The sequence below is a fragment of the Mesorhizobium sp. M8A.F.Ca.ET.218.01.1.1 genome, from assembly GCF_004791165.1.
In the GTDB taxonomy this organism is placed as follows: Bacteria; Pseudomonadota; Alphaproteobacteria; order Rhizobiales; family Rhizobiaceae; genus Mesorhizobium.
Genome location: NZ_SRUZ01000006.1, coordinates 105790 through 132138, shown reverse-complemented (window position 1 = coordinate 132138; position 26349 = coordinate 105790). Strand labels below are relative to the sequence as shown.

Genomic DNA, 26349 nt, shown 5'->3' with positions numbered 1-26349 from the left:
ATGGCAGCGGAGGCGAAAGGCATGACAACGCCGCTGACGACCCTGACACGCGCACAGAAGGCGGCCGCCATACTGGTGGCGATGGGCAAACCGTCCGCCAGCCGCCTGCTGAAATTCTTCAAGCAGGAAGAGCTGAAGGCGCTGATCGAGGGCGCCCGGCTGCTCAGGACCATTCCACAGAGCGATCTCGAGCGTATCGTCGCCGAATTCGAGGCCGAATTCACCGAAGGCGCGGGCCTGCTCGATTCCGCCGACAGGATGGACACCATCCTCAACGAGTCGCTCTCGCCCGAAGAGATGAGCGCCATCATGGGCAACAAGAAGCCGGAGGCTGCGCCCGAAGGGCCGCCGCCGATCTGGCCCGATCTCGAAAAGCTCGAACCCGCGCGGCTCGGCGCCTTCCTCGCGGGCGAACATCCGCAGACGGCGGCCATGGTGCTGTCGAAACTGGCGCCGCAGGCGGCGGCAAGCGTGCTTTTGACGCTGACGAAGCCAATGCGCGGCGAAATCATCAAGCGCATGGTGACGATGGCCAACGTTCCGGCCGCCGCCACCAGGATCGTCGAGAACAGGCTGCGCGCCAGCGTGCTGTCGGACACCTCGACCAAGGACACGTCGGCCGGGCAGGCGCGCGTCGCCAGCGTGCTCAACGAGTTGGAAAAGCCCCTGCTCGACGAGGTCATGCAGGATCTCGAAGCCGCCGGCACGCCCGACCTCGACGGTGTTCGGGCCCGGCTGTTCGCTTTCGACGACCTGCCGCTGCTCACCCAGAAGGCGCGCGTGCTTTTGTTCGACGGGCTGTCGACCGAGCTTGTCACGCTGGCGCTGCGCGGCACGTCGGCGGCACTGGCCGAAGCGGTGCTGTCGGCGATCGGCGCCCGCTCCCGGCGCATGATCGAGGCCGAACTCGGGCAAGGGTCGGAGGGTGTCCCCGCCGCCGACATCATGGCGGCACGCAAGACGATCGTGACCACCACCATCCGGCTGTCGCGCGAAGGCGCATTCGAACTTCCCTCGACGCAGAACGCCGCCTAAGGCATGTCCGACGCCGTCGACAAGGATTCGAAAACCGAAGAGGCGACGGAAAAGAAGATCCGCGACACCATCGAACAGGGCAAGTTGCCCCATTCGAGGGAAACCGCGATCCTGGCCTCCTTTGTCGCCATACTGGTGTTTACCGTCTTCTATGCCAAGGACGCCATCGTCGAGCTCGGCATGTTCCTGTCGATGTTTCTCGAGAAGCCCGAGGCCTGGCCGATGGACACCGAGACCGATGTCATCGACCTCTACAAGATCGTGATGCTGGAAGTCGGCCGCGCCGTGCTCAGCCTGCTGGTGCTGCTGACCGTTGCCGGGATCGGCGCCTCGGTGCTGCAGAACATGCCGCAATTCGTCGGCGAGCGGATCAGGCCGCAGATGTCACGCATCTCGATCGTCAAGGGCTGGAACCGGATGTTCGGCGCCCAGGGCTGGGTCGAATTCCTGAAGTCCCTTGCAAAAGTCGGTTTTGCCATCGCCGTGCTCGCCTTCACGCTGTCGGAGGATCACCGCAAGCTGCTTGCCGGGATGATCACCAATCCGGTCGCTTTCGGCCTCGTCATCCGCGGCATCGCCGTCGACATACTGGTGGCGATCGTCTTCGTCATGGGACTGATCGCAGCGGTCGACATCGTCTGGTCGCGCTTCCACTGGAGGCAGGACCTGCGCATGAGCAAGCAGGAGGTCAAGGACGAGTTCAAGCAGTCAGAGGGCGACCCGATCGTCAAGTCGCGGCTGCGTTCATTGGCCCGCGACCGGGCGCGCAAGCGGATGATGACGGCAGTGCCGCGCGCGACGCTTGTCATCGCCAACCCGACCCACTTCTCGATCGCGCTGAAATATGTGCGCGACGAGGATTCGGCGCCGCTGGTGGTGGCGAAGGGGCAGGATCTCGTGGCGCTCAAAATTCGCGAAATCGCCAAGGAACATAACATCCCGATCTTCGAGGACGTGGCGCTCGCCCGCTCCATGTACAAGCAAGTTTCGGTCGATAATGTGATCCCGTCGCAATTCTACCAGGCCGTCGCCGAACTGGTGCGGATCGTCTACTCGAAAAAGGCTGAGCGCAGACAGATTTCATGAACCGCCAACCGCACGCAAAATCCCGCGAGATCATCGTCGCCAGCGCCATCGAACAGGTGGTGGTGGAACTCAGACTGATCGACGTCGCCGACTATATCGCCTTCATCCGGCTGGAGCATTTCGCCTGCCTGTCGGATCTGGTCGATTCAGCGGCGGAGCTGTTCTTCATGCCGGGTACGCTGAGGCTCGGCCATGGCGGCGAAGCGCATGTCGACTGGAGCGGCAGCCCGCGCATCGTGCTCGACCTGGAGCTCAGGCCACCCGGCGTGACCGTCTATTTCCAGCTGACGCTGAGCGAGACCGGCAACACGGTCGTGGTCAACTACGTGTCGTTTGAAAAACCGGGCGAAGACCCCCAGCATAATACGGCGCTGCTGGAGGCTGTGATTGAACAGGCCCGCATCCGCAAGGTCGAAGCTCTTACTCGATAAGCCCCAGCCGCAGCGCCTTGGCGACCGCCTGGTTGCGGTTGACGGCATTGAGCTTCTGGGTCGACTGGGTGAGGTATTGGTTGGCGGTATGCACCGACAGTTTCAGCAGCCGCGCGATCTCCTCGCTGGTGTTGCCGTTGGCGGTCAGCTTCAGGCATTCGAGCTCGCGCTTGGAGATCGAGCGCATTCTGCCGGCATCGCCCGGACGCATGCGCGCGACGGCGGCGAACAGCGAGAAGCAGCGAGCGTGGATTTCGTAGAGCGCATCCTGCGGCAGCGCGATCTCCGATCCCAGGAAGACGACGAGCCCGCATTGGCCGCGATCGGCATGGACGGGAAAGGCAATGCCGCTCGATCCGGGTGTCAGCGGCGCCATCTGTCCGGTCCAGGCGAGACTGCCGAACATGCCGGCCATGGCCGCCACGCCATCATCGGTCCACCAGCGCGGCTCGGTCGAAATCCGGCTATGGCGCACGATCTCCTCGCCATTGGCGCCCGAAATGAACTTCGTCGCCACCGCGGTGCCGGGATAATCGGAATCAAAGCACGGGACCAGCCGGGCGCGCTCGGGCGACGGGCTGACGAAGAACAGGCCGAAGGCCGAGGCGTTGATGTCGACTGATATCCAGCGGCAGCGGCGCACCGCATCGGGAATGGTGACGGCGTGATGCGTTTCGGAGCCAAGCGAGAAGGCGCCGAAAGGGCTGCGCTGCTCGTTGAAAAGGGCTTCCGCGGTGTCCTTGATGTCGGCGTGTTTCAAATGATGCCACTCCTGATCGCCGTGGCGATGGCCATCGCACGGTTCGAGGCCGCGAATTTCTGGATGGCGTGGGTGATGTAGCTGTTGACGGTGTTGGAGGAGACGCCAAGGATGACCGCCACCTCGTCGGTGGTCTTGCCTTCCGAAACCCAGAACAGGCATTCGCGCTCGCGGTCCGACAGCGGATCCTGCATGGCGGCGGCGGCGATCAACTGCGGAATATGCGAGAGCGCGTAGCAGCATTTCAGCTGCGCCCTCATCAGCGCCGGCTGGTCGATCCGGCCGGCGGCCGCCGCCGAGAACAAGGCGAACAGGCGCTGACGGCCGACATTCAGCCGCAGTGAATAGATCTCGGCATGGCCGAGCACGTCGAGGAGCCGGGCTTCTTCGCCCGAGACCAGCCCGTCGGCCTCCGGCGCCTGGGCCGCCACCAGCGGTGTCGGACGGATACCGGGTGCCGCGGTGAGCGGTCCCTGGGCAAGGCCGGCGATCAGCCGCTTGCCGATCAGCTCGATGACGTCGAAGATCCAGTTCGAGGAGACGATACGCGCATCGTTGCGGTCCTGGTCATGGACGATGGCGACCAGCATGTAGCTGTCGGCGCCGATCTCGGCGGTCAGCTCCATGAAGAAGCTGGTGAGATCACCGCGCGACGTCAGGCGCGAGCCTAATGTGTCGGATTGAAGAGGCGCGGCGGGACTGCTCATCTGCTGCTTTTGGCCGGAATCGGTTCTGATGTCCGGTTGCTGGAGAGCCAGCCGCCGAACTCGAAAACGCGTTACTTTTACGAGACACACACGAGGCGCGGGGCCGCGCCCAACCAGACGGAATCCATTCAGGGAACGCGAAGACGTCCGCGTCTGGCGCCGGAAAAATCCGGAACGTGAGACTTTGGGTGGTCGCCGCGCCCCCCGAGGACCGGCTGATTCGGGTCTAATCTACCCGCAGATGAATCTGACATCAAACGCGATTTGACAAAATCGAATCTGGGGGACTCTGCCTGCGACTCAGCGGCCGGTTTCCGTGCCTTTCCATGGCGGGAACGTCGAGCCGCACGGGCCGGCCATGGCGTTTGCGATGGCCTCATGGGGTGCCGGTGGATGCAAAAAAGGGCGGCTGACGCCACCCTTCCTTTGTCCGTCTTCCGCGCAGCCGGCTGCGTTCCCTGGACGACGATCTACCGGTCCTCGAAGCCGGTCAGCACGCCGACGGCATTGATGCCGATCTCCTCGACGGCATAGCCGCCTTCCTGGACGAACAGCGTCGGCAGGCCGAGCTTGGCGATGCGCCGGCCGATCTTGGGATAGTCTGATGTCTTCAGCTTGAACTGGCTGATCGGGTCCTTCTCGAAAGTGTCGACGCCGAGCGAGACGACGACGATGTCGGGCGCGTAGGCGGCGAGCCTGGCGCAGGCGTCTTCCAGTGAGACGTTCCAGGCGTCCCAGCCGGTGCCGAACGGCATGGGATAGTTGATATTGAAGCCTTCGCCGGCGCCGGCGCCACGCTCGTCGGCATGGCCGAGGAAGAACGGGTACTCGACCATCGGATCGCCGTGCAGGTTGATCACCTGCACGTCGGCGCGGTCATAGAAGATCTCCTGCGTCCCGTTGCCGTGGTGATAGTCGACGTCGAGGATCGAGACGCGTTTGGCGCCCTGGTCGCGGAACCATTGCGCGGCGACCGCCGCGTTGTTGATGTAGCAGTAGCCGCCCATGAAGCCGGCCCCGGCATGGTGGCCGGGCGGTCGGCAGAGCGCAAAGGCCGCTCTCTCGCCGTCCTTGACCAGGCCGGCGGCGGTCCGCGCCGCGTCATAGGATGATTTGATCGCGGCCCAGGTGCCCTCGACGAAGGTGGCGCCGCCGTCGAAGGAATAATAGCCGAGCAGGGCGTCGATGCGCTTGGGCGGCACGTCGCCACGCAGGCCGCGCGTCGGCCAGGTGAAGGGCATCGCCGTACCCGTGTGGCCCTCGGCGATCCATTGCGGCCAGACGGTCGGCAGGAAGTCGATATAGTCTGACCTGTGGACGCGCTTGGCCGCGGCAAGGTCGTGCTCGACCGGTGCGATGATCGCGCCGAGCTTCTCGCTTTCGACCCGCGCCTTGATGAACTCCGCCCGCGAGGGCTTCTCGAAGCCGGGCACGATGGCTGAAGTAACCAGTTCCATCTGGCCGGCATGGCCGGCGTGAAGCGGCGAATAGACAGTCTTCATGAAATTCCTCTCGAAGTACAAAATCAGCCAAGATTGAGATAGGGGCTCAGCAGAGCGAGCCACATGGTTTCGACATCGTCCTCGATGAGGTCGAATGTCCTGCGGTCCTTCTTCAGCCCCACGAGCCGGCAGGCATGCCCGACCTCCATCATCACAACGCCGAGCCGGCTGGCGATCTTGCCTTCGAGCGCCGGATTCACATGCTGGAGCCATGCGGCATAGAGGGCGATGATCTGGTCGTCATATTCGTTCTGGATCGGCCGCAGGTCGGCATTGCCCGAAATGGCCTCGATCACCGGCATCAGGGTGGCGTTTTCGAGGTAGAGCTTCGAGGTGTCGATGAAGAGCTTGCGCACTTCACGCCGAAACTCTTCCCGGTTGGTCGGCGGGGCGACCTTGATGCGCCGCGCGATCACTTCGGGAAAGGATGACAGCCAGCGCCTGGCGAGGTCCAGAAGAATGGCTTCCTTGTTGGGAAAGTACTGGTAGACCGAACCGACCGACAGGCCGGCGCGCTGCGCGATGGCGAGCGTCGTCGGCGTCTTGGTTCCTTGCTCCCGCGTCAGGATCAGCGCGGCGTCGAGAATCCTGTCGACCACCTTGCTGGACCGTTGTTGCCGCGGCTGCTTGCGCGGTTCAAGCGCTATCCTGGTTTTGCGGTCGAGACTGCGCTTCACTGCTTGATGCCCTCGTTCCCCCCCTGGTCCCAACACAGGCGGAGCGTGCTGTCCACAATACATTCTAAATCCGGCATGTTGACAAACGCGAATAATCAGTCGCATTCTTTTATCCACACTGTCTCTCGGGATAACAAGGGGAATCTCGAAGACAGCGCGCCGGCATCATTCGTTGTCCGATAGCCCACGCTCCGTGGTGTGGCGGGTCGTTGGGCACGAGCTTTGCCGGTCTCAGTCAGTCGTCAAAAGCGCGGAGTCGCGATGTCGGTCACGGGTGCGGGTCATAGTGCGGATCTGATTGTCCTCAACGGTCGTGTGCTGACCATGGACAATGACAATCCCGCCGCCGAAGCCGTTGCCGTCAAGGACGGCGCCATCATCGCCATCGGCAGCAGCACCTCCATCGAAGAGTTCAAGGGACCGGCTACCAAGGTCATCGATGCGCTTGGCGGATCAGTCCTGCCCGGCTTCATCGAAGCCCACATGCATCTGTTTTCCGGCGCCGCCGAGCTCGCCCATCTGCAACTGGCTGGCGTGCATGGGTTCGAGGCGCTGCAGAAGGCGATCCGCGACTATGCAGCGACGCATCCCGACGCGCGGATGCTGGTTGGGCAGAGCGTCGACTACACCGTGCTCGACGACGAGCGGGTGACGCGCCACCATCTCGACGCGATCCTGCCGGACCGGCCTTTCGTCATGGCCGCCCCCGACCACCATACGATGTGGGCCAACACCAAGGCGCTTGAACTGGCCGGCATCCTCAATGGGCGCACGCTTGGGCCGGGCAATGAAATCGTCATGGGCGACGATGGCCTGGCGGCGGGCGAACTGCGCGAAGGCGAGGCCTTCGGCCCGGTTCTCGACCTCGCCGGCGAAGGCCGCGTGCGGCTGGGCCTGGCGACCGGCGGCGAGCCCGACCCGATGCCGTCGGCGGAAGAACGGGCTTTCGACCGCGACATCATGCGGCGCGGGCTTGCCTGGTGCGCGCGCCACGGCATCACCTCGATCCAGAACATGGACGGCAACCTCTACCAGCTCGAACTGCTGGCCGAGATCGAGGCCGAGGAAGGCCTGCCATGCCGCGTGCAGATGCCTTTCCACTACAAGAATTTCATGACGCTCGACATGCTCGACAAGGCGTCCGTCATGGCCGAACGCTACGACAGCGAGTGGCTGTCATCGGGCATGGTCAAGGTGTTCTACGACGGAGTGCTCGATTCCTGGACGGCGGTCATGATCGAGCCTTATGCCGATCGACCCGACTGGGTCGGCGAGCCATTGTTCACGCCGCAGCAGTTCATCGATCTGGCAGTCGCCATCGACAGGCGCGGGCTGCAGATCGCGGTGCACTCGATCGGTGACGGCGCGGTGCGCGCCGTGCTCGACGGCTACGAGGCGGCGCAGAAGGCCAATGGCAAGCGTGACAGCCGGCATCGCGTCGAACATATCGAGGTCACCACCGCCGCGGACGTGCCGCGTTTTGCCGAACTCGGCGTCATCGCTTCCATGCAGCCGCCGCATCCGCCCGGCGCCATGGATTTCCCGCTGGAGCCGACCGTATCGCGCATCGGGCCGGCCCGCTGGCCGCTCAGCTATGCCTGGCGGACGTTGAAGGATGCCGGCGCCCATGTCGTGTTCGCGTCGGACTGGCCGGTATCGCCGATCGATCCGATCCTGGGCATCAAGGCGGCAGCGCTGCGCAAACCGTGGGCAGAAAACGATCCCGACCAGAGCTTCTCGCTGCATGAATCGATCGCCGCCTACACGGTCGAGGGCGCCTACGCGGAATTCGCCGAGCATCGCAAGGGCATGCTGAAATCAGGCTACATGGCGGATCTGGTGGTGCTGTCGGTCGATATCGAGAAGACGGCGCCGGCCGATCTGCACAAGCTGCGGCCGGTGACGACGATCTGCGGCGGCAAGATCACCTATCAGGCCTGACAATGGCATGAGGCTTGCTGTCTAAGGACTGACTGAACTGTGATTCAATGCCGGGCTTGCCATCCTACCGGCCATGTGGTCACATCCAACAGGGGACAAACTCCGCCAGCAAGAGCGGGGTCAACAGTGAGGCGTAATCGTGCCGGACAAACCGGATCGGAATGCGATTGAAGTAGTAAACGTCAGCAAAATTTTCGGATCGGGTGAAGGGCAGGTTGCTGCCCTCGACAAGGTCTCGGTGTCCATCCGCGAAAACGAGTTCTTCACGCTGCTGGGACCGTCCGGCTGCGGCAAGACCACCTTGCTGCGATTGATCGCCGGCTTCGACTTTCCAACAGCCGGCGAGATCCTGCTCTACGGCCAGGACATCGCGCCATTGCCGCCCTTCAAGCGGCCGGTCAACACCGTCTTCCAGTCCTACGCGCTGTTCCCGCACATGACGGTCGCCGACAATATCGGCTTTGGCCTTGAAATGCTGGGCAAGCCGAGGGCCGAGATCAAGGCGCGCGTCGCCGAGATGTTGAAGCTGGTCAAGATGGAAGCGCTGGCCGGTCGTCGCACCGGCCAAATTTCCGGCGGCCAGCAGCAGCGCGTGGCGCTGGCCCGGGCGCTGGCGCCGCAGCCGAAGGTGCTGTTGCTCGACGAACCACTCTCGGCGCTCGACTACAAGCTGCGCAAGGAGATGCAGATCGAACTGAAGCGGCTTCAGCACGAGACCGGCATCACCTTCATCTTCGTCACCCACGACCAGGAAGAAGCGTTGACCATGTCGGACCGCATCGCGGTGATGTCGTCGGGCAAGATCCTGCAGGTCGGCTCGCCTTGGGACATCTACGACAAGCCGGCGGAACGCTTCGTGGCCGACTTCATCGGCGAAACCAATTTCCTCACCGCCGCCATCTCGGGCGTCGGCAGTGGCAAGGCGCGCGCGACGCTCAAATCCGGTACCACCATCGAGGCGACCGTTGCCGAAGGCTTTCAGCCGAAGGACAACGCCACCGTGGTGGTGAGGCCCGAACATGCCAAGCTGACCAAGGACAAGGGCGACCTGTCGGGCACGGTCGAGAACATCGTTTATTTCGGCACCGACACGCATATCCATGTCCATCTCGACAGCGGCGAGGCCTTCACCGTGCGCCAGCAGAACACGCGCAGCGCGGGCTGCGGTTTCGAGCGCGGCGACAAGGTCGGCATCATCGTCGGCAACGACGCCGCGCAAGTGCTGAGGGACTGATGGCGACCGCGGAAGAAGTCGCCAAGGCAGCGGAACGGCGCGATGTCCGTGACCGCTGGCTTTTGTCAGCGCCGGCGCTGCTGGTCATTCTGTTTGCCGCGACCGGCCCGTTGCTGATCGTGCTGGTCTATTCGTTCCTGACCCCCGGCGCCTATGGCGACGTGAAATGGCAATTCTCGGCCGATGCCTGGACGTCGGTATTCCTGGAACGTGATATTTTCGACGATACGCTGTCGCTCGCGGCGGCGCATGTCACCATCTTCTGGCGCTCGATCAAGCTTGCGGTGGTGACGACGCTCGCCACGCTGGCGCTCGGTTTCCCGACCGCCTATTTCATGGCCACGCGTAGTGAGAAAACACGCGACCTCTGGCTGTTCCTGATCACCATCCCGTTCTGGACGAACCTGTTGATCCGGACCTTCGCCGTGCTGCAGATCATCCGCAACGAAGGCATCGTCAACACCATCCTTCTGAAGCTCGGCATCGTCTCGGCGCCGATCCAGATCCTCTATACCGACACGGCGATCCTCATCGGCATGGCCTATGTCTACCTGCCGCTGATGGTGCTGCCGATCTATGCCAGCATGGAAAAGCTCGACTTCCGGCTGGTCGAGGCGGGGTACGATCTCTACGCGACGCGCTTCAAGGTTTTGCGCAAGATCATTTTCCCGCTGGTCAAACCCGGCGTCATCGCCGGCTCGATCCTGGTCTTCATTCCGGCGCTCGGCGCCTATGTGACGCCGAGCGTCCTCGGCGGCGGCAAGAACATGATGCTGTCCAACCTGATCGAATTGCAGTTCGGACAGGGCCGCAACTGGCCGCTCGGCTCGGCCCTGTCGATCACGGTGATGATCATCGTCATGGCGGCGCTGCTTGCCTATGTGCGCAATGCCGGCAAGTCAGGGGTGCGGCATGGCTAGCAACTTCTCCATCAAGCACCAGCCGGGCTTCACCGCGATCGCGGCGACATGCTTCATCGTGCTCTACCTGCCGATTTTCGTGCTGGTGGTCTATGCCTTCAATGCGGCAAGCTCGACCTCGGAGTGGGGCGGCTTTTCGCTGAAATGGTTCCAGTCGGCATACCAGAACACGCAAGTCATCGATGCGACGCTGCGCTCGTTCCAGATCGGCGCCATCGCGGCGGTGCTGTCGACCATCTTCGCCACCATGGCCGCGCTCGCCACCACGCGCACCGCGTCCTATCCCGGCCTTACCTTCAAATACGCGGCGATCAACCAGCCGCTGATGGTGCCCGAGATCGTCACCGGCGTGGCGCTGCTGATCTTCTTCTCGCGCATCAAGATCTTCACCGGCTATTCCGGCATCGGCTATCTGGTCGCCGCGCATACGGCGTTCTGCATTCCCTTTGCCTATCTGCCGATCCGGGCGCGGCTGGAGAACATGGACCTGACGCTCGAGCGCGCCGCGGCAGATCTCTACGCCACGCCGTGGAAGACCTTCCGCCGCATCACGCTGCCGCTTTTGTGGCCCGGCATCCTGGCCGGGCTGATGCTGGCCTTCGTCATCTCGCTCGACGACGTCGTCATCACCGAATTCGTCAAATCGGGCGGCCAGGACACGCTGCCCACCTACATGCTCGGCCAGATCCGCCGCGGCATCACACCCGAGATCAACGCGATATCGACCGCCTTCCTGCTGCTTTCGGTCGCGATCGTCACGTTGTTTTTCTTCGTCAGCAGGAAACGAGACTGAAACCGATAATGGGAGTTAGAACGATGAACTGGAAAACCACAGCGACCGCCATGGGGTTGGCGCTGCTCGCTTCGACGGGCCTCGCCCGCGCCGATGGCGTGCTCAACATCTACAATTGGGGCAACTACACCAGCCCCGACGTGATCAAGAAGTTCGAAGCCAAATACAACATCAAGGTGACGATCACCGACTACGATTCCAACGACACGGCGCTGGCCAAGGTTCGCCAGGGCGGCACCGGCTTCGACATAGCCGTGCCTTCGCAGACCTACGTGCCGATCTGGATCAAGGAGGGCCTCGTCCAGGAGACCGACCCGGGCCAGATGGAGAACGCCAAGAACATCGCGCCCGAATGGGCCAATCCCGACTTCGACCCCGGCCGTAAATACACTGTTCCGTGGGCTTGGGGCACGATCGGCGTCGTCGTCAATACCGATGCCTACAAGGGCCCGGCCAACACCTGGGGCATCATCTTCAACACGCCTGACGAACTGAAGGGCAAGACCAACGTCGTGCCGGAGATGGGCGACGTGATGTTCGCCGCGATCAAGTATGTCGGCGGCCAGCAGTGCACCAACGACAAGGCGGTGCTGAAGAAGGTGCGTGATCTCCTGGTGGCGGCCAAGCCGAACTGGATCGCCATGGAATACAACACCATCGAGAAGATGGGCGCCGGCGACTTCAAGGCAACCAGCGACTGGAACGGCTCGGCGCTGCGCCAGCGCCTGGCCAATCCGGCCATCCACTTCAACTATCCGAAGGAAGGCTACGGCCTGTGGAGCGACAACGTCGTCGTCCTGAAGGAAGCCAAGAACGTCGAGAACGCCAAGCTGTTCCAGAACTTCATCATGGATCCGGAAAACGCGGCGGGCCTGTCGGCCTTCCACCGTTACGCCAATGCCATCACCGGTTCGGACAAGTATATGCCGGCCGACATGAAGGACGCTCCGGAAGTCGTCATCCCGGCAGACGCCAAGCCGCTTGGTGAACTGCAGCAGATGTGCGCGCCAGAGACGCAGGAGCTCTACACCAAGATCTGGACCGAACTGCAGAAGTAATCGCTGCATGACGAACCCGGCGGCGGATGCCGCCGGGCTTTTTCTTTCCGGGAATGGCCTTTCATGCACTCCTATCGCAACAGCGATCCGCGGCCGCCGATCATGCAGGGCTCGCCGCCCGCCATGGTGCCGCCGAAGCTCGATTGGGACAGGCCGCCATGGAACCGCTGGGCCTTCCAGCACATCAGGGAAATTCTGCCGACCGTTGAAGTCTGGCGCGGCACTGGCCACCGCCGTCGTCTCGAACGCGCCGAGGTCGATCTCGACGGACTGGCGGTCGAGGACAGCGAGGGCAGGCCCTCGACGCTCGCCGGCTTGCTCGACGAGACCTATACGGACGGGTTCCTGGTGCTCAAGCACGGCAAGGTCGCCTATGAGCGTTATTTCAACGGCATGGACGAACGCACGCTGCATCTGTCGCAATCGATGGCCAAGTCCGTCACCGGCTCGGTGTTCGGCATACTGGCCGGCCGCGGCCTGATCGACCCGGCCAGGCCGGTCACCGATTATCTGCCGGAGCTCGGCGCTACCGGCTGGGCCGGGGCCAGCGTCCAGCACGTGCTGGACATGACGACGGGCGTGCGCTTTTCCGAGGAATACACCGACCGCTACTCCGACATCGGCCAGGTCGATGTCGCCACCGGCTGGAAGCCGGTGCCACCGGGCAGCGATCCGGATTTCCGCTGGCCCTCACACATGTTCGAGCTGATCCTGGGCTTGAAAGAGACGGTGCGCCCGCACGGCGCTCAGTTCGAATACCGCTCGATCGAGACGGATGTGCTCGCCTTCATCATGGAACGGGTGACCGGCAAGCGGCTGGCGCAACTGGTTTCCGAGGAACTCTGGCAAAAGCTCGGCGCCGACGAAAGCGCCTGCTTCACCGTCGACAGCGCCGGCTATGCGCTGGCCGATGGCGGCTTCAACGCGACGCTGCGCGACTACGCCCGCTTTGGCCAGCTGATCCTCGACAATGGCGGCGGCATCGTGCCTGCCGACTGGATCGAGGCGACGCGCACTGGCACGCATGGTCCGGATTTCTCCGCCAGCCTGCCCGATGGCAGCTACCGCAACCAGTTCTGGATCGAGAATTCCAGGTCGCGGGCACTGATGTGCCGGGGTGTGTTCGGGCAGTTGATCCACATCGACTGGAACACCGGAATGGTGGTTGTGAAGCTGTCGACCTACCCGGATTTCAGCAACATGGCCTATTCCCTGGCGACGCTGAAGGCCGTGCACGCCATCGCCGCGGCGCTCGCCTGAACCTCAAGAAAGAAATGACTGGGAGGAAACGCCATGACCGGCAAGACCGCGTTCGAGACCCGCTACGGCTTCCGCCGCAACGAGGTGCTGCTCGGCAACTGGCGCGAGAACCCGTTCAACCGCTGGTCATTCCAGAATCTCGGCGAACTGGTGCCGACGGCACGTGTGGCCGCGGCACCGGGCGTCGTCGAAGCTCCTGTGCGGGACTTGGCCGGCTTGCTCGGCGAAAAGGTTTCGGTTGCCGGTGCGCCAGAGACGGTGGCCGAGTTTCTCTTGCGCTCCAGCACCGACGCGCTGACGGTGATGAAAGGCGGCAAGATCATAGGTGACTGGTTCGCCCCGTATATGGATTTCGGCGCCCGCCACATCATCTTCTCGATCAGCAAATCGGTGACCGCCATCATCGCCGGCATACTGGAAGGCGAGGGGGTGTTCGACCCCAAGGCGCCGGTGACGCACTATATCCCCGAAGCCGTCGGTTCGGCCTATGGTGATGCCAGCGCGCGGCATGTGCTCGACATGAGCGTCAGCCTCGATTTCGAGGAGGCCTATCTCGATCCGGAAAGCGCCTTCGCCCGCTATCGCCGCGCGACGCTGTGGAATCCCGGCGGCGGCACCGAAAGCCTGCGCGAATTCATCCTGACCTTGCAGCGGCTTGCCGAGCCGCATGGCCAGACCTTCCGCTACCGCTCGCCCAATTCCGACCTGCTCGGCCTGCTGTTGGAGCGGGCGTCGGGACAGCGCTTCCCCGATCTGATGCGCGAGAAACTGTGGCTGCCGCTCGGCGCCGTCAGCGAAGCCTCGATCGGCGTCGACATGGAAGGCACGGCACGCACCGCAGGCGGCATTTCGGTGACGCCGCGTGACCTGGCGCGCATCGGCGAGATGATGCGGCAAGGCGGCACGGCCAATGGCCGCCGCATCGTGCCCGAGGCCTGGGTGCGCGACACCACGGTCACCGGCGGCAGCTCGGAAGCCTGGCAGCGCGGTGCGATGCTGCCGTTGTTCCCGAAGGGCCGCTACCGCAACAAATGGTATCAGACCGGCTTCGAAAATGGCGCTTATTGCGGCATCGGCATCCATGGCCAGTGGCTTTATGTCGATCCCAGGACCGAAGTGGTGATCGCCAAGATGTCGTCGCAGCCGGAGCCGGTCGACGATCCGCTGGATGTCGAGATCGTCGCGTTCTTCGAGGCGCTGAGCCGGATGATTTGAGTTGGGGGTGGTGAGCCGGTTTATCAAACGGTAGCGCCGCCCCTCATCGCCCTGCCGGGCACTTCTCCCCGTATAGGGACGGGGAGAAGGAGCTGGCAGCAATGTCGGCTCACTTCTTGCGACGTTGGTGATTGGCGAAGCCAGTGAGACAGCGCCCTCTCCCCGTCACTATACGGGGAGAGGGCGCCGGCAGGCAGGTGAGGGGCAACGCTGACGTTCGATAGCAGACATGCTTTCCTGTGGACCTCGCGCACCGGCGAAGCGCTCAGCAGTTGGCGATGTGAACGTCGGCGCCTATGGTCGCCGCTCTTTTCGAAAAGAGTGGGAATAACATGGCATCCGACATCAAGCGCATCGCAGCCATCATCGCGGCCGAAATCAAGGCGCGGCCCGAACAGGCGGCCGCAGCGATCGGACTGCTCGATGAGGGTGCGACGGTGCCGTTCGTGGCGCGCTACCGCAAGGAAGTGACCGGCGGGCTGGACGACACGCAGCTGCGCGACCTTGCCGAGCGGCTCGCCTATCTGCGCGAGCTCGATGCGCGCCGCGCCACCATCCTTGGCTCGATCCGCGAACAGGGCAAGCTGACCGAAGAGCTTGAAACCAAGATCGCGGCGGCGGCCACCAAGGCGGAGCTCGAAGACATCTACCTGCCCTACAAGCCGAAGCGCCGCACCAAGGCCGAAATCGCCAGGGAGCGCGGGCTGGGGCCGCTGGCGGAGGCCATTCTCGGCAATCGCGCCCTGGTGCCCGCCGAATTGGCGCTGGCCTATGTCACCGAGGAGGTGGCCGACGCCAAGGCGGCGCTCGAGGGCGCGCGCGACATCCTGTCGGAGCAGTTCGCGGAAAATGCCGATCTGGTCGGCAAGCTGCGGACCTACATGAAGGAGCGCGCCTTCCTGCGCGCCAGGGTGGTCGATGGCAAGCAGGAAGCCGGCGCGAAATTCTCGGACTATTTCGACCACGTCGAGCGATGGTCCACGGCGCCAAGCCACCGCGCGCTGGCCATGCTGCGCGGCCGCAACGAGGAAGTGCTGTCGCTGGACATCGAGGTCGACGCGGATGACACCTCGCCGGTGAAGCCGGTCGAGCGGATGATCGCCAACGCCTATGCCATCGGCGGCAGCCTGCCGGGCGACCGCTGGCTGATGGAGGTCGCCGGCTGGACCTGGCGGATAAAACTGTCGCTGCACCTGACGCTCGATCTGATGCGCGACCTGCGCGAACGGGCCGAGGAAGAGGCGATCCACGTCTTTGCCCGCAACCTGAAGGATCTGCTGCTGGCAGCACCCGCCGGCTCGCGGCCGACGATGGGGCTCGATCCCGGCATCCGCACCGGCGTCAAGGTGGCGGTGGTGGATGGCACCGGCAAGCTGGTGGCGACGACAACGGTCTATCCGTTCCCGCCGAGGAACGATGTGCGTGGCACGCAGGCCGAGCTTGCCGCGCTGATCCGCCAGCACAAGGTGGAACTGATCTCGATCGGCAACGGCACCGGCAGCAGAGAAACGGAAAAGCTGGTGGCCGACATGCTGTCCGACATGCCCGCGGGGGCAGGTCCGAAGCCGCTCAAGGTGATCGTCAGCGAGGCGGGTGCCTCGGTCTATTCGGCCTCGGCGGCGGCGGCGGCCGAGTTTCCCGGCCTCGACGTGTCGCTGCGCGGCGCGGTGTCGATCGCTCGGCGCCTGCAGGACCCGCTGGCCGAGCTGGTCAAGATCGAGCCGAAATCCATCGGTGTCGGCCAGTATCAGCACGATGTCGACCAGTACCGGCTCGGCCGCTCGCTGGAAGCTGTCGTGGAGGACGCCGTCAACGCGGTCGGCGTTGATCTCAACACCGCCTCGGCGCCGTTGCTGGCGCGCGTCTCGGGCCTCGGCGCGTCGCTCGCCGACGCCATTGTCGCACATCGCGATGCGACCGGACCATTCGCCAGCCGCAAGGAACTGCTCAAGGTGGCGCGGCTTGGACCGCGCGCCTTTGAACAGTCCGCCGGCTTCCTGCGCATTGCCAATGGCAGCGAGCCGCTCGATGCCTCGTCGGTGCATCCGGAAGCTTATGGCGTGGCCAAGAAGATCGTGGCGGCCTGTGGGCGCGACGTGCGTTCGCTGATGGGCGACAGCGCGGCGCTCAAGGCGCTCGATCCCCGTGTCTTCGTCGACGAGCGTTTCGGCCTGCCGACGGTGCGCGATATTCTGGCGGAGTTGGAGAAGCCCGGCCGCGACCCGCGCCCCGGCTTCAAGACCGCGACCTTCGCCGACGGCATCGACGACATCAAGGACCTGAAGCCCGGCATGCTGCTGGAAGGGACGGTGACCAACGTGGCGGCGTTTGGCGCCTTCGTCGATATCGGCGTCCACCAGGACGGGCTGGTGCATGTCTCGCAGCTTGCCGACCGTTTCATCAAGGACGCGCATGAGGTGGTCAAGGCCGGCGACGTGGTCAAGGTGCGCGTCGTCGATGTCGACATCAAGCGCAAGCGCATCGCGCTGTCCATGCGCAGGGATGGCGGCGAGGGCGGCGCATCGAAGGGCGGACCGCGCGACAATGGCGGCGGCAGGCCGGCGCCACGCTCGCCGGCGCCGCAGCGCCAGCCGGAGCGGCCGGCAGAGCAAGGTGCGTTTGGCGCGGCGCTGGCGGACGCGCTGAAGCGGAAGTAGCTACCACGCCAGAACAGCCGGCTCCTTCTCGAGCCGGCCCAGCAGCCAGTCTCGAAAACTGGCAACCGGTGGATAGCCGCGCTTGTCGCGGGGAACGACGAGGTAATAGGCGCTGCGGCTTTGCATCGGCTGGCCGGGCGCTGGCACAAGCTGGCCGCGCTGTAATTCACCCTCGATGAGGAGCAGCGGCAACAGCGCCACGCCGAGCCCCGCCATGCAGGCCTGGGCGGCGGTGCCGAACTGTTCGAACTGCATTCCGGGTCCGGTCGGAGCGCTCAGAGCCTGATGCTCGAACCATTCCGTCCAGGCGCCTGGGCGCGTCGTCATGTGCAGCAGCGGCAAACGGCCGATGTCGGCCGGCGTGGCGATGGCGCGGCCGGCGAGGAATTCGGGCGACACCACCGGCGCCACCGTTTCGCGCACCAGAAGCGTCGAGTCGGCTTCCGGCCAGTCCGGCAGGCCGAAGTGGATGGCCGCATCCAGCCTCTCCCGGGCGAAGTCGAAGCGGCCGACACGGGTGACGAAGTTGATGGTTATGTCGGGGTTGCTTTCGACGAAATCGGGGATCATCGGCATCAGCCAGCGCGTGCCGAAGGTCGGCAGAATGGCGAGGTTCAGGATGCCGCTATGCTGATTGCTCATCAATCCGAGCGCCGCGTCGCGCAATTGGCCAAGGGCCGAACGCACCGTCTCGGCATAGATTTCGCCTGCCGTGGACAGGCGGACGTTGCGGCTGTCGCGCTCGAACAATCGGCGGCCGAACTGATCTTCCAACAGCCGGATCTGCCGGCTGACCGCACCCTGGGTCAAATCCAGCTCCTGGGCAGCGGCGGTGAAGGAGCCGAGCCGGGCCACCGCCTCGAAGGCGGCGAGGGCACTGATGTTGGGCAAAAGGCGACGCTGGACACTCATGATCCATTCCTAACGCTCATTGATCGGTGAAGCAATTTCGTTTGATTTTTTCAAGGCACAGGCCGATAAGCCGGGCTTCACCCTTCGAAGGATCGAAAAGCCATGGCCGCTGACAAGAATGCATTCGTCTGGGAAGACCCGTTCCTGATCGAGGGCCAGCTTTCGGAAGATGAGCGTATGGTGCGCGACGGCGCTGCCGCCTTTGCCGCCGACAAGCTCGCGCCGCGCATCGAGGAAGCGTATCTCAACGAGACTTTCGACACGGCGATCTTCCGCGAGATGGGCGAGGCCGGCCTGCTCGGCATCAACATCCCGGAGGAGTTCGGTGGCCTCGGCGCAAACTATGTCACCTATGGGCTGGTGGCGCGGGAAGTCGAACGTGTCGATTCCGGCTACCGCTCGATGATGTCGGTGCAGTCGTCGCTGGTGATGTATCCAATTTACGCCTATGGCTCGGATGAACAGCGCAAGAAGTACCTGCCGAAGCTCGCCAGTGGCGAATGGATCGGCTGTTTTGGCCTGACCGAGCCGGATGCCGGCTCCGACCCCGGCGGCATGAAGACCCGCGCCGAAAAGACCGCCAACGGTTACAAGCTGACCGGCTCCAAGATGTGGATTTCCAATGCGCCGGTCGCCGACGTGTTCGTCGTCTGGGCGAAGGTGAAGGGCGAGAACGGCAAGGACGAGATCCGCGGTTTCGTGCTGGAAAAGGGCATGAAGGGGCTTTCGGCCCCCAAGATCGGCGGCAAGCTCTCGCTGCGCGCTTCGATCACCGGCGAAGTGGTGATGGAAGGCGTCGAGGTCGGCGAGGACGCGCTGCTGCCCAATGCCAAGGGCCTCGGCGGACCGTTCGGTTGCCTCAACCGGGCCCGCTTCGGCATTTCCTGGGGCTCGATGGGAGCGGCGGAAGATTGCTGGCATCGCGCTCGCCAGTATGGCCTGGACCGCAAGCAGTTCGGCAAGCCGCTGGCCGGCACCCAGCTTTACCAGAAGAAGCTCGCCGACATGCAAACCGAGATCGCGCTTGGGCTGCAGGCATCCTTGCGCGTCGGGCGGCTGCTCGACGAGGGCAAGATGGCGCCGGAGATGATCTCGATCGTCAAGCGCAACAATTGCGGCAAGGCGCTCGATATCGCCCGCCAGGCCCGCGACATGCATGGCGGCAACGGCATCCAGATCGGCTACCACGTGATGCGCCACGCGCAGAACCTCGAGACCGTCAACACCTATGAGGGCACGCATGACGTGCATGCGCTGATCCTTGGACGGGCGCAGACGGGGATACAGGCGTTCTTTTGAGCGACTTTAAGCCGGCAACGGGTTCTTTAGTTTAGGTGCGCCGCAACATCCGCTTGGAGAATGGCGGCCAGATGTGGCAGGGTTCGGCCAGCTAAACGCCGATCCCGGGGCCCCATGGCAATTCTGGCAGCCGTCTATCACCTGACCCACTACAAATATGACCGGCCGGTGGTGCTCGGCCCTCAAATCATCAGGCTTCAGCCTGCACCGCATTCCCGCACCAAGGTGTTGAGCCATTCGCTGAAGGTCGAACCGGCGAACCATTTCGTCAATCTGCAACAGGATCCCTACGGCAATTTCCTCGCCCGGTTCGTCTTTCCCGAGCCGGTGACGGAGCTGAAGATCGAGGTCGACCTCGTCGCCGACATGACCGTCTACAATCCGTTCGACTTCTTCGTCGAACCGTCGGCGGAGGCGTTCCCGTTCGATTATCCCGAGGAAATCAGGGAGGATCTGGCCATCTACCGGACACCGGAGCCGGCGGGGCCGCTTCTCTCGGCTTTCCTGGAATCCGTCGACCGCAGCGCGCCCAACACGGTCAATTTCCTCGTCGACCTCAATGCAAGGCTGCAGCGCGAGATCGCCTATATCGTGCGCATGGAGACCGGCGTCTTCTCACCGGAGGAAACGCTGGCCGCGGGCAAGGGTTCGTGCCGCGATTCAAGCTGGCTGCTGGTGCAGATCCTGCGCAATCTCGGCATCGCCGCGCGCTTCGTCTCGGGCTACCTGATCCAACTCAAGCCCGACCTTGTCGCGCTGGATGGGCCCGCAGGTACATCGGTCGATTTCACCGACCTGCATGCCTGGTGCGAGGTCTATCTTCCCGGCGCCGGCTGGATCGGCTTCGACCCGACCTCCGGCCTGCTCACCGGCGAGAGCCATGTGCCGCTGGCCGCGACACCGCATTTCCGCAATGCGGCACCGATTTCGGGCATGGCGAGCTTTGCCAATGTCGAGTTCGGCTTCGACATGCGGGTCGATCGCATCGCCGAACATCCGCGCATCACCAAGCCGTTCTCGGATGAAAGCTGGCAGGCGCTGGACGCGCTCGGCAACAAGGTCGATGCCGCGCTCGCGGCCGGGGATGTGCGGCTGACGATGGGCGGCGAGCCGACCTTCGTGTCGATCGACGATTTCGAATCCGCCGAGTGGAACACGGCCGCCGTCGGGCCGACCAAGCGCGAAAAGGCCGACGCGCTGATCCGCCGGCTGCGCGAGCGCTTCGCGCCGGGAGGCTTTCTGCACTACGGCCAGGGCAAATGGTATCCCGGCGAAAGCCTGCCGCGCTGGACGTTTTCGCTCTACTGGCGCGCCGACGGCGAGCCGGTATGGAGCGACCCGTCGCTGATCGCGCGGGAGAAAAGCTCGGCCGATATCGGGCCGAAACAGGCCGAAAGCCTGCTGACGGCGATCGCCGGCGAGCTCGGCATCGACACCTCCATGGTCAGCGAAGCCTATGAGGACCCAGCCGAATGGCTGCTCAAGGAAGGCAAGCTGCCCGACAATGTCGACCCGTCCAACTCCAAGCTGGAAGACCCGGAAGAGCGCAGCCGCATGGCGAAGGTGTTCGAGCGCGGGCTGACCAAGCCGTCCGGCTATGTGCTGCCGGTTCAGCGCTGGAACAGCCAGGCGTCCGGCCAGCGCTGGCGGTCGGAAAAATGGACGACGCGGCGCGGCCGGTTGTTCCTGGTGCCCGGCGATTCGCCGGTCGGCTATCGTCTGCCGTTGGGAACGCTGCCCTATGTGCCGCCGGCGCAATTTCCCTACATCGTGCCTGTCGATCCGTCGCTGCCGCGTGGGCCGCTCCCCGTGCGGGAAGCGATCTTGCCGACGGCCGCTCCGGCCGAACTGGAAGGCGCCGACGAAATGGCCCGCCGCCAGCAGGCGGTATCCTTCACCGCTGTCAGTGGCCAGCAGGACCGCGTCGAGCAGGAGATCACCGAAATCGGCGGGGCGGTGCGCACGGCACTTTCGGTCGAACCGCGTGACGGAAGGCTGTGCGTTTTCATGCCGCCGGTCGAGGCGCTGGAAGACTATCTCGAACTCGTGGCCGCTGCCGAGAACGCTGCAAAGGCGATAGGCCTTCCCGTGCATATCGAGGGCTACGGCCCGCCGCACGATCCGCGCCTCAGCGTCATCCGCGTGGCACCCGATCCCGGCGTCATCGAGGTCAACATCCATCCCGCCTCGAACTGGCAGGATTGCGTGGCGACCACGACGGCGATCTACGAGGAGGCGCGGCAGACGCGGCTGGGCGCCGACAAGTTCATGATCGACGGCCGCCACACCGGTACCGGCGGCGGCAACCATGTCGTGGTCGGCGGTGCCACGCCCAACGACAGCCCGTTCCTGCGCCGGCCCGATCTGCTGAAAAGCCTGGTGCTGCAATGGCAGCGGCGTCCCTCGCTGTCCTATCTGTTCTCCGGCCTGTTCATCGGCCCGACCAGCCAGGCGCCGCGCTTCGACGAGGCGCGGCACGATTCGCTCTATGAACTCGAGATCGCGATGGCGCAGGTGCCGCATCCCGACCAGGGTAATCCACCTCTGCCATGGCTGGTCGACCGCCTGTTCCGCAATCTGTTGACCGACGTCACCGGCAATACGCACCGCTCGGAAATCTGTATCGACAAGCTGTTTTCCCCCGATGGCCCAACTGGCCGGCTTGGCCTTGTCGAATTCCGTGGATTCGAGATGCCACCCAATGCGCGCATGTCTCTGGCGCAGCAGTTGCTGGTCAGGGCAATCATCGCACGCGCCTGGAAGAACCCGCTCGACGGGCGCTTCGTGCGCTGGGGCACCTCGCTGCATGACCGCTTCATGCTGCCGCACTATGTCTGGGCGGATTTTCTCGAGGTGCTCGACGACCTCAAGCTCAACGGCTTCGAGTTTCGGCCCGAATGGTTCGACGCCCAGCTCGAATTCCGCTTTCCCTTCTGCGGCGAAGTCCAGCATGCCGGCATCAAGCTGGAGCTTAGGCAGGCGCTGGAGCCGTGGCATGTGATGGGCGAGCAGGGCGCGATCGGCGGCACGGTGCGTTTCGTCGATTCCTCGGTCGAACGGCTGCAGGTCAAGACCGAAGGTCTCAATCCGGAGCGCCACGCGATCGTCTGCAACGGCCGCATCGTGCCGATGAGGGTTACCGACGACAGGGAGGTCGCGGTGGCGGGCGTGCGCTTCAAGGCCTGGCAGCCGGCCTCGGGGCTGCATCCCGCGCTGCCGGTCAACACGCCGCTGGTGTTCGACATCTATGATCGCTGGTCCGGCAGGGCGGTAGGCGGCTGCGTCTACCATGTCGCGCATCCCGGTGGGCGCAACTACGACACGTTTCCGGTCAACGGCAACGAGGCGGAGGCACGGCGGCTCGCCCGCTTCGAACCACGCGGCCATACGCCGTCCGGCTATGTGTTGCGCGAGGAACAGCCGGCGGAAGATTTCCCGATGACCCTTGACCTCAGGCGTCCACCAAGACTGTGATCTGACATGGCAAAGGGGAATCACAAAAGGGTACGCGGCAAGCCGCAGGCCCACAGCCTGCTGGAGCACTACCAGCCGATCGATGGCGTCGTCGACGAGATGGTTGACGCTTCGGGCAATCCCCGTCCGGTCTGGAAGCATTTTGTCGAGGCGCTGGACGAACTCGGGGCCGAAAAGCTCGGTCAGCGCTTCGCCCGCGCCGACCAGTATCTGCGTGATGCCGGTGTTTACTACCGCGTCTATGACAAGGCGGGCGCCAACGAGCGCGAATGGCCGCTGGCGCATATTCCCGTGCTCATCGAGGACAGCGAGTGGCAGGCGATCAGCGCCGGCCTGGTGCAGCGCGCCGACCTGTTCGAGGAAATTGTCGCCGATATCCATGGGCAGAACCGGCTGATCGACAAAGGCATCCTGCCGGCAGGGCTGATCGCGGCGAGCCCCGAATATTTGCGACCCGTGGTTGGCACCACGCCGGCGGGGGGGCATTTCCTGCACTTCTGCGCCTTCGAACTCGGCCGGGGCCCTGACGGCCGCTGGTGGGTGCTGGGCGACCGCACCCAGGCGCCTTCAGGCGCCGGTTTCGCGCTGGAGAACCGCGTCGCCACCACGCGCGCCTTGTCCGACATCTATGGCGAGATGCATGTGCACCGGCTCGCCGGCTTCTTCCGTCGCTTCCGCGATGCGCTGATCGGCATGGCAAAGGAGAGCGACGGCCGCGTCGCCATCCTGACGCCGGGCCCCCTCAACGAAACCTACTACGAACACGCCTATATCGCCCGCTACCTCGGCATCATGCTGCTCGAAGGCGAGGATCTGACCGTTTCCGGCGGCAGGCTGATGGTGCGCACCGTGTCCGGCCTGATGCCGATCAGCGTGCTGTGGCGGCGGCTCGACGCCGCCTTCGCCGATCCGCTCGAACTGCGCCCGGATTCGCAGATCGGCACGCCGGGCCTGGTCGAAGCGATCCGGCAAGGCACGGTGTCCACCGTCAATGCGCTTGGCTCTGGCCTGATGGAGACGCGTGCGCTGCTTGCCTTCCTGCCCAAGATCGCGCGCGAATTGTGGGGCGAGGAGCTGCTTTTGCCCAGTGTGGCGACATGGTGGTGCGGGCAGGAGACGGAGCGCGCCCATGTGCTCGCCAATATCGATCGCATGGTGGTCGGCCCGGCGCTGTCGACAAGACTTGCCTTTGAGGATGACGGACAGACAAAGCTCGGCTCGGCGCTGTCGGTCGGGGAACGGGCGGAGCTGGTGGCGCGCATCGAACGCGATGGCGAGGCCTTCGTTGGCCAGGAAGCGGTGACGCTTTCGACGACGCCCGTCTATGTCGGCGGCTGGCTGGAGCCCCGGCCGGCGAGCCTGCGCGTCTATCTGGCGCGCACGCCCGAGGGCTGGACGGTTATGCCGGGCGGTTTCGCCCGTGTCGGCCTGTCGCTCGACCCGACGGCGATCGCCATGCAGCGCGGCGGCCAGGCGGCCGATGTCTGGGTGGTCAGTGACAAACCGGTCGAGCGCGAGACGCTGCTGCCGCAAGAGGGTGACAGCTTCAACCGCACCAAGCCGGGCAGCCTGCCCAGCCGCGCGGCGGAAAACCTGACCTGGCTCGGCCGCTACATCGAACGTTCGGAAGACACCGTGCGCATCCTGCGCGCCTATCATGTGCGGCTCGCCGAAACATCCGATCCCGATATGCCGCTGTTGGCCGACATCAGGGACTATCTCGAACCGTTCGGCATCGATGTCGAGACGGCGATCCCGTCAGGATTGATCGGTACGCTCGACAGCGCCGTCTACAGCGCCGGCCAGATCCGCGATCGTTTCTCGCCGGATGGCTGGCTGGCGCTCAAGGATTTGTCGAAGACCATCCATCAGTTCGCTACCACCGTGGCGCCCGGCGACGACGCGACGCGGGCCATGACCGTCATCCTGCGCAAGCTTGCCGGATTCTCAGGCCTTTTGCATGAGAACATGTACCGGTTCGCGGGCTGGCGCTTCCTCGAGATCGGCCGGCGGCTGGAGCGCGGCATCCAGATCGCCGGCACGCTGGCCCGACTGACCGGCAGCAAGGCGCCGGATGGCGCGCTGGATATGATGCTGGAGATCGGCGACAGCGTCATGACCCATCGCCGGCAATATCCGGTGCAGGCCGGCCGGCGCACGGTGATCGATCTCCTGGCGCTCGATCCGCTCAATCCACGCTCCATCCTGTTCCAGTTGGAAAGGCTGAAGGCCGAGATCGGGCTGTTGCCGACGACAGGCGGCGAGGGGCATATGTCGGCAGCGGCCAAGGAGATCCTGCAGCTCAACACGGCCATCGCCATCAAGGAACCGGCTGACATGACGACGAAGGCGCTGAACGAACTCGCCAGCGAAATCGGCGGCCTCTACAACAGCCTCGCCAGAGCCTATTTCGGCTAGAAAGCAATGGCCATGCTGTACGACATCCGGCTTCTGCTTCATTACGACTACGCCGCCGCTGCCGGCGGCGGCCGGCATCAGGTGCGGGTGCTGCCGCCGACCATCAGCGGCGTGCAACGGGTCATCGCCGCTTCGCTCTCCTTCGAGCCGGCGCCCAATGAACGATCCGACTTCACCGATTTTTTCGGCAACAACGTCACTTCGATCGCGTTTCGCGACGCGCATGAAGCGCTCGACATAAGGATGAGCGCGCGCGTGGCGGTGTCGCGGCCCGAGCCCGGGCTCGACGTGTCGCCCGATATCGGCCGGCTCAGGCGGGAACTGGCCGCCGTGCGGTCGCTGGCGCCCGCCTCGCCGCACCATTTCCTGGCCGCCAGCAGCCATGCGGGTATCGATGCGGCGATCACCGCATTCGCGCAAGACAGCGTCGGAAACTCGGCCGCTGGGACGGCGACGGACCTGTGTAACCGCATCCATCGCGATTTCACCTATGATGGCGAAGCGACCACGGTGCGGACCCGGGCCAGCGATGCCTTCCGGCTGAAGCGCGGGGTCTGCCAGGATTTCTCCCACATCATGATCGCCGGGCTGCGCGGTCTCGGCATTCCGGCCGGCTATGTCAGCGGCTTCCTGCGCACCATTCCGCCCAAGGGCAAGCCCCGGCTGGAAGGTGCGGATGCCATGCATGCCTGGGTCAAGGTCTGGTGCGGGCGTGATGCCGGCTGGCAGGAGTTCGACCCGACCAACGGCATGCGGGCTTCCAACGACCATATCACTGTCGGTTACGGGCGCGACTATTCGGATGTGGCGCCCATCGTCGGTGTGCTGAAGACGACCGGCGGCCAGGTCGGGGAGCAGGCCGTGGACGTCATCCCGGTGGTGCTCGAAAAGGCGTGAAAACGGGCGCGCCGACTTGCCCGGCGCCGCGAGTGCCCGCGATAGATGGAGTAGACTTCTCAAACATCGATGA

The 26349-nt window shown here is 64.3% G+C and carries 20 protein-coding genes; 15 read left to right on the top strand and 5 right to left on the bottom strand.

Annotation, left to right across the window (positions count from 1 at the left end):
* Positions 1-21: 21 nt before the first annotated feature.
* The 3 genes from EN861_RS21920 to EN861_RS21910 are packed head-to-tail and all read left to right on the top strand — an operon-like array spanning position 22 to position 2552.
* Entirely contained in the window at positions 22-1035 is a 1014-nt protein-coding gene (locus tag EN861_RS21920; RefSeq protein WP_127275708.1) for a flagellar motor switch protein FliG, read from the top strand.
* Between the two features lie 3 nt (positions 1036-1038).
* Positions 1039-2121 carry a flagellar biosynthesis protein FlhB gene (gene flhB / locus EN861_RS21915; RefSeq protein WP_135865549.1) on the top strand — a complete coding sequence of 361 codons (1083 nt, stop codon included), beginning with the start codon at positions 1039-1041 and terminating at the stop codon, positions 2119-2121.
* Positions 2118-2552, top strand: a complete 435-nt coding sequence (locus EN861_RS21910; RefSeq protein WP_127275706.1) for a hypothetical protein — start codon at positions 2118-2120, stop codon at positions 2550-2552. The genes flhB and EN861_RS21910 overlap by 4 nt, the downstream gene beginning before the upstream one ends.
* Here EN861_RS21910 and EN861_RS21905 read toward each other — a convergent pair.
* From EN861_RS21905 to EN861_RS21890, 4 genes are all read right to left on the bottom strand, one after another.
* Positions 2542-3312, bottom strand: a complete 771-nt coding sequence (locus tag EN861_RS21905) for a helix-turn-helix transcriptional regulator (protein ID WP_135865547.1) — start codon at positions 3310-3312, stop codon at positions 2542-2544. The two genes, EN861_RS21910 and EN861_RS21905, sit on opposite strands and share 11 nt — an antisense overlap.
* Positions 3309-4019 carry a helix-turn-helix transcriptional regulator gene (locus EN861_RS21900; RefSeq protein ID WP_135865545.1) on the bottom strand — a complete coding sequence of 237 codons (711 nt, stop codon included), beginning with the start codon at positions 4017-4019 and terminating at the stop codon, positions 3309-3311. The genes EN861_RS21905 and EN861_RS21900 overlap by 4 nt, the downstream gene beginning before the upstream one ends.
* Positions 4020-4489: 470 nt before the next feature.
* Positions 4490-5521: a histone deacetylase family protein gene (locus EN861_RS21895; protein WP_135865543.1), complete on the bottom strand. Its 1032-nt coding sequence runs from the start codon at positions 5519-5521 to the stop codon at positions 4490-4492.
* 23 nt (positions 5522-5544) lie between these two features.
* Positions 5545-6198, bottom strand: coding sequence for a TetR/AcrR family transcriptional regulator (locus tag EN861_RS21890; RefSeq protein WP_127869864.1), 654 nt, complete (start codon positions 6196-6198; stop codon positions 5545-5547).
* A 261-nt stretch (positions 6199-6459) separates the two neighbouring features.
* Here EN861_RS21890 and EN861_RS21885 point away from each other — a divergent pair, with 261 nt between their 5' ends.
* From EN861_RS21885 to EN861_RS21845, 8 genes are all read left to right on the top strand, one after another.
* A complete protein-coding gene (locus EN861_RS21885; RefSeq protein WP_135865541.1) occupies positions 6460-8139 on the top strand; it encodes an amidohydrolase in 1680 nt (559 codons plus the stop codon).
* Between the two features lie 139 nt (positions 8140-8278).
* Positions 8279-9373, top strand: a complete 1095-nt coding sequence (locus EN861_RS21880; protein WP_127869862.1) for an ABC transporter ATP-binding protein — start codon at positions 8279-8281, stop codon at positions 9371-9373.
* On the top strand, positions 9373-10293 hold the full coding sequence (locus EN861_RS21875) for an ABC transporter permease (RefSeq protein WP_127275699.1): 921 nt from the start codon (positions 9373-9375) through the stop codon (positions 10291-10293). Before EN861_RS21880 ends, EN861_RS21875 begins: the two co-directional genes overlap by 1 nt.
* A complete protein-coding gene (locus EN861_RS21870) occupies positions 10286-11086 on the top strand; it encodes an ABC transporter permease (RefSeq protein WP_127275698.1) in 801 nt (266 codons plus the stop codon). Before EN861_RS21875 ends, EN861_RS21870 begins: the two co-directional genes overlap by 8 nt.
* Before the next feature lie 23 nt (positions 11087-11109).
* Complete coding sequence (locus EN861_RS21865) at positions 11110-12144, top strand: extracellular solute-binding protein (protein WP_135865539.1); 1035 nt, start codon at positions 11110-11112, stop codon at positions 12142-12144.
* A gap of 63 nt (positions 12145-12207) precedes the next feature.
* Entirely contained in the window at positions 12208-13404 is a 1197-nt protein-coding gene (locus EN861_RS21860) for a serine hydrolase (protein ID WP_135865537.1), read from the top strand.
* 33 nt (positions 13405-13437) lie between these two features.
* Positions 13438-14619: a serine hydrolase gene (locus tag EN861_RS21855; protein WP_135865533.1), complete on the top strand. Its 1182-nt coding sequence runs from the start codon at positions 13438-13440 to the stop codon at positions 14617-14619.
* 332 nt (positions 14620-14951) lie between these two features.
* Entirely contained in the window at positions 14952-17276 is a 2325-nt protein-coding gene (locus EN861_RS21845; protein ID WP_135865529.1) for a Tex family protein, read from the top strand.
* Here EN861_RS21845 and EN861_RS21840 read toward each other — a convergent pair whose 3' ends face one another.
* Complete coding sequence (locus EN861_RS21840; protein WP_135865527.1) at positions 17277-18188, bottom strand: LysR family transcriptional regulator; 912 nt, start codon at positions 18186-18188, stop codon at positions 17277-17279. It lies immediately after the preceding gene.
* A gap of 102 nt (positions 18189-18290) precedes the next feature.
* Between EN861_RS21840 and EN861_RS21835 the strand changes: the two genes are divergently transcribed.
* The 4 genes from EN861_RS21835 to EN861_RS21820 all read left to right on the top strand — a co-directional run bounded on the left by EN861_RS21835 (position 18291) and on the right by EN861_RS21820 (position 26276).
* Entirely contained in the window at positions 18291-19487 is a 1197-nt protein-coding gene (locus EN861_RS21835; RefSeq protein ID WP_127279617.1) for an acyl-CoA dehydrogenase, read from the top strand.
* Positions 19488-19601: 114 nt separating this feature from the next.
* Positions 19602-22961 (top strand): transglutaminase family protein, encoded by a 3360-nt coding sequence (locus EN861_RS21830; RefSeq protein WP_135865525.1) that lies wholly within the window; start codon positions 19602-19604, stop codon positions 22959-22961.
* Between the two features lie 6 nt (positions 22962-22967).
* Positions 22968-25379, top strand: a complete 2412-nt coding sequence (locus EN861_RS21825; protein WP_127869855.1) for a circularly permuted type 2 ATP-grasp protein — start codon at positions 22968-22970, stop codon at positions 25377-25379.
* Between the two features lie 12 nt (positions 25380-25391).
* Entirely contained in the window at positions 25392-26276 is an 885-nt protein-coding gene (locus tag EN861_RS21820) for a transglutaminase family protein (RefSeq protein ID WP_127275605.1), read from the top strand.
* Positions 26277-26349: the final 73 nt, after the last annotated feature.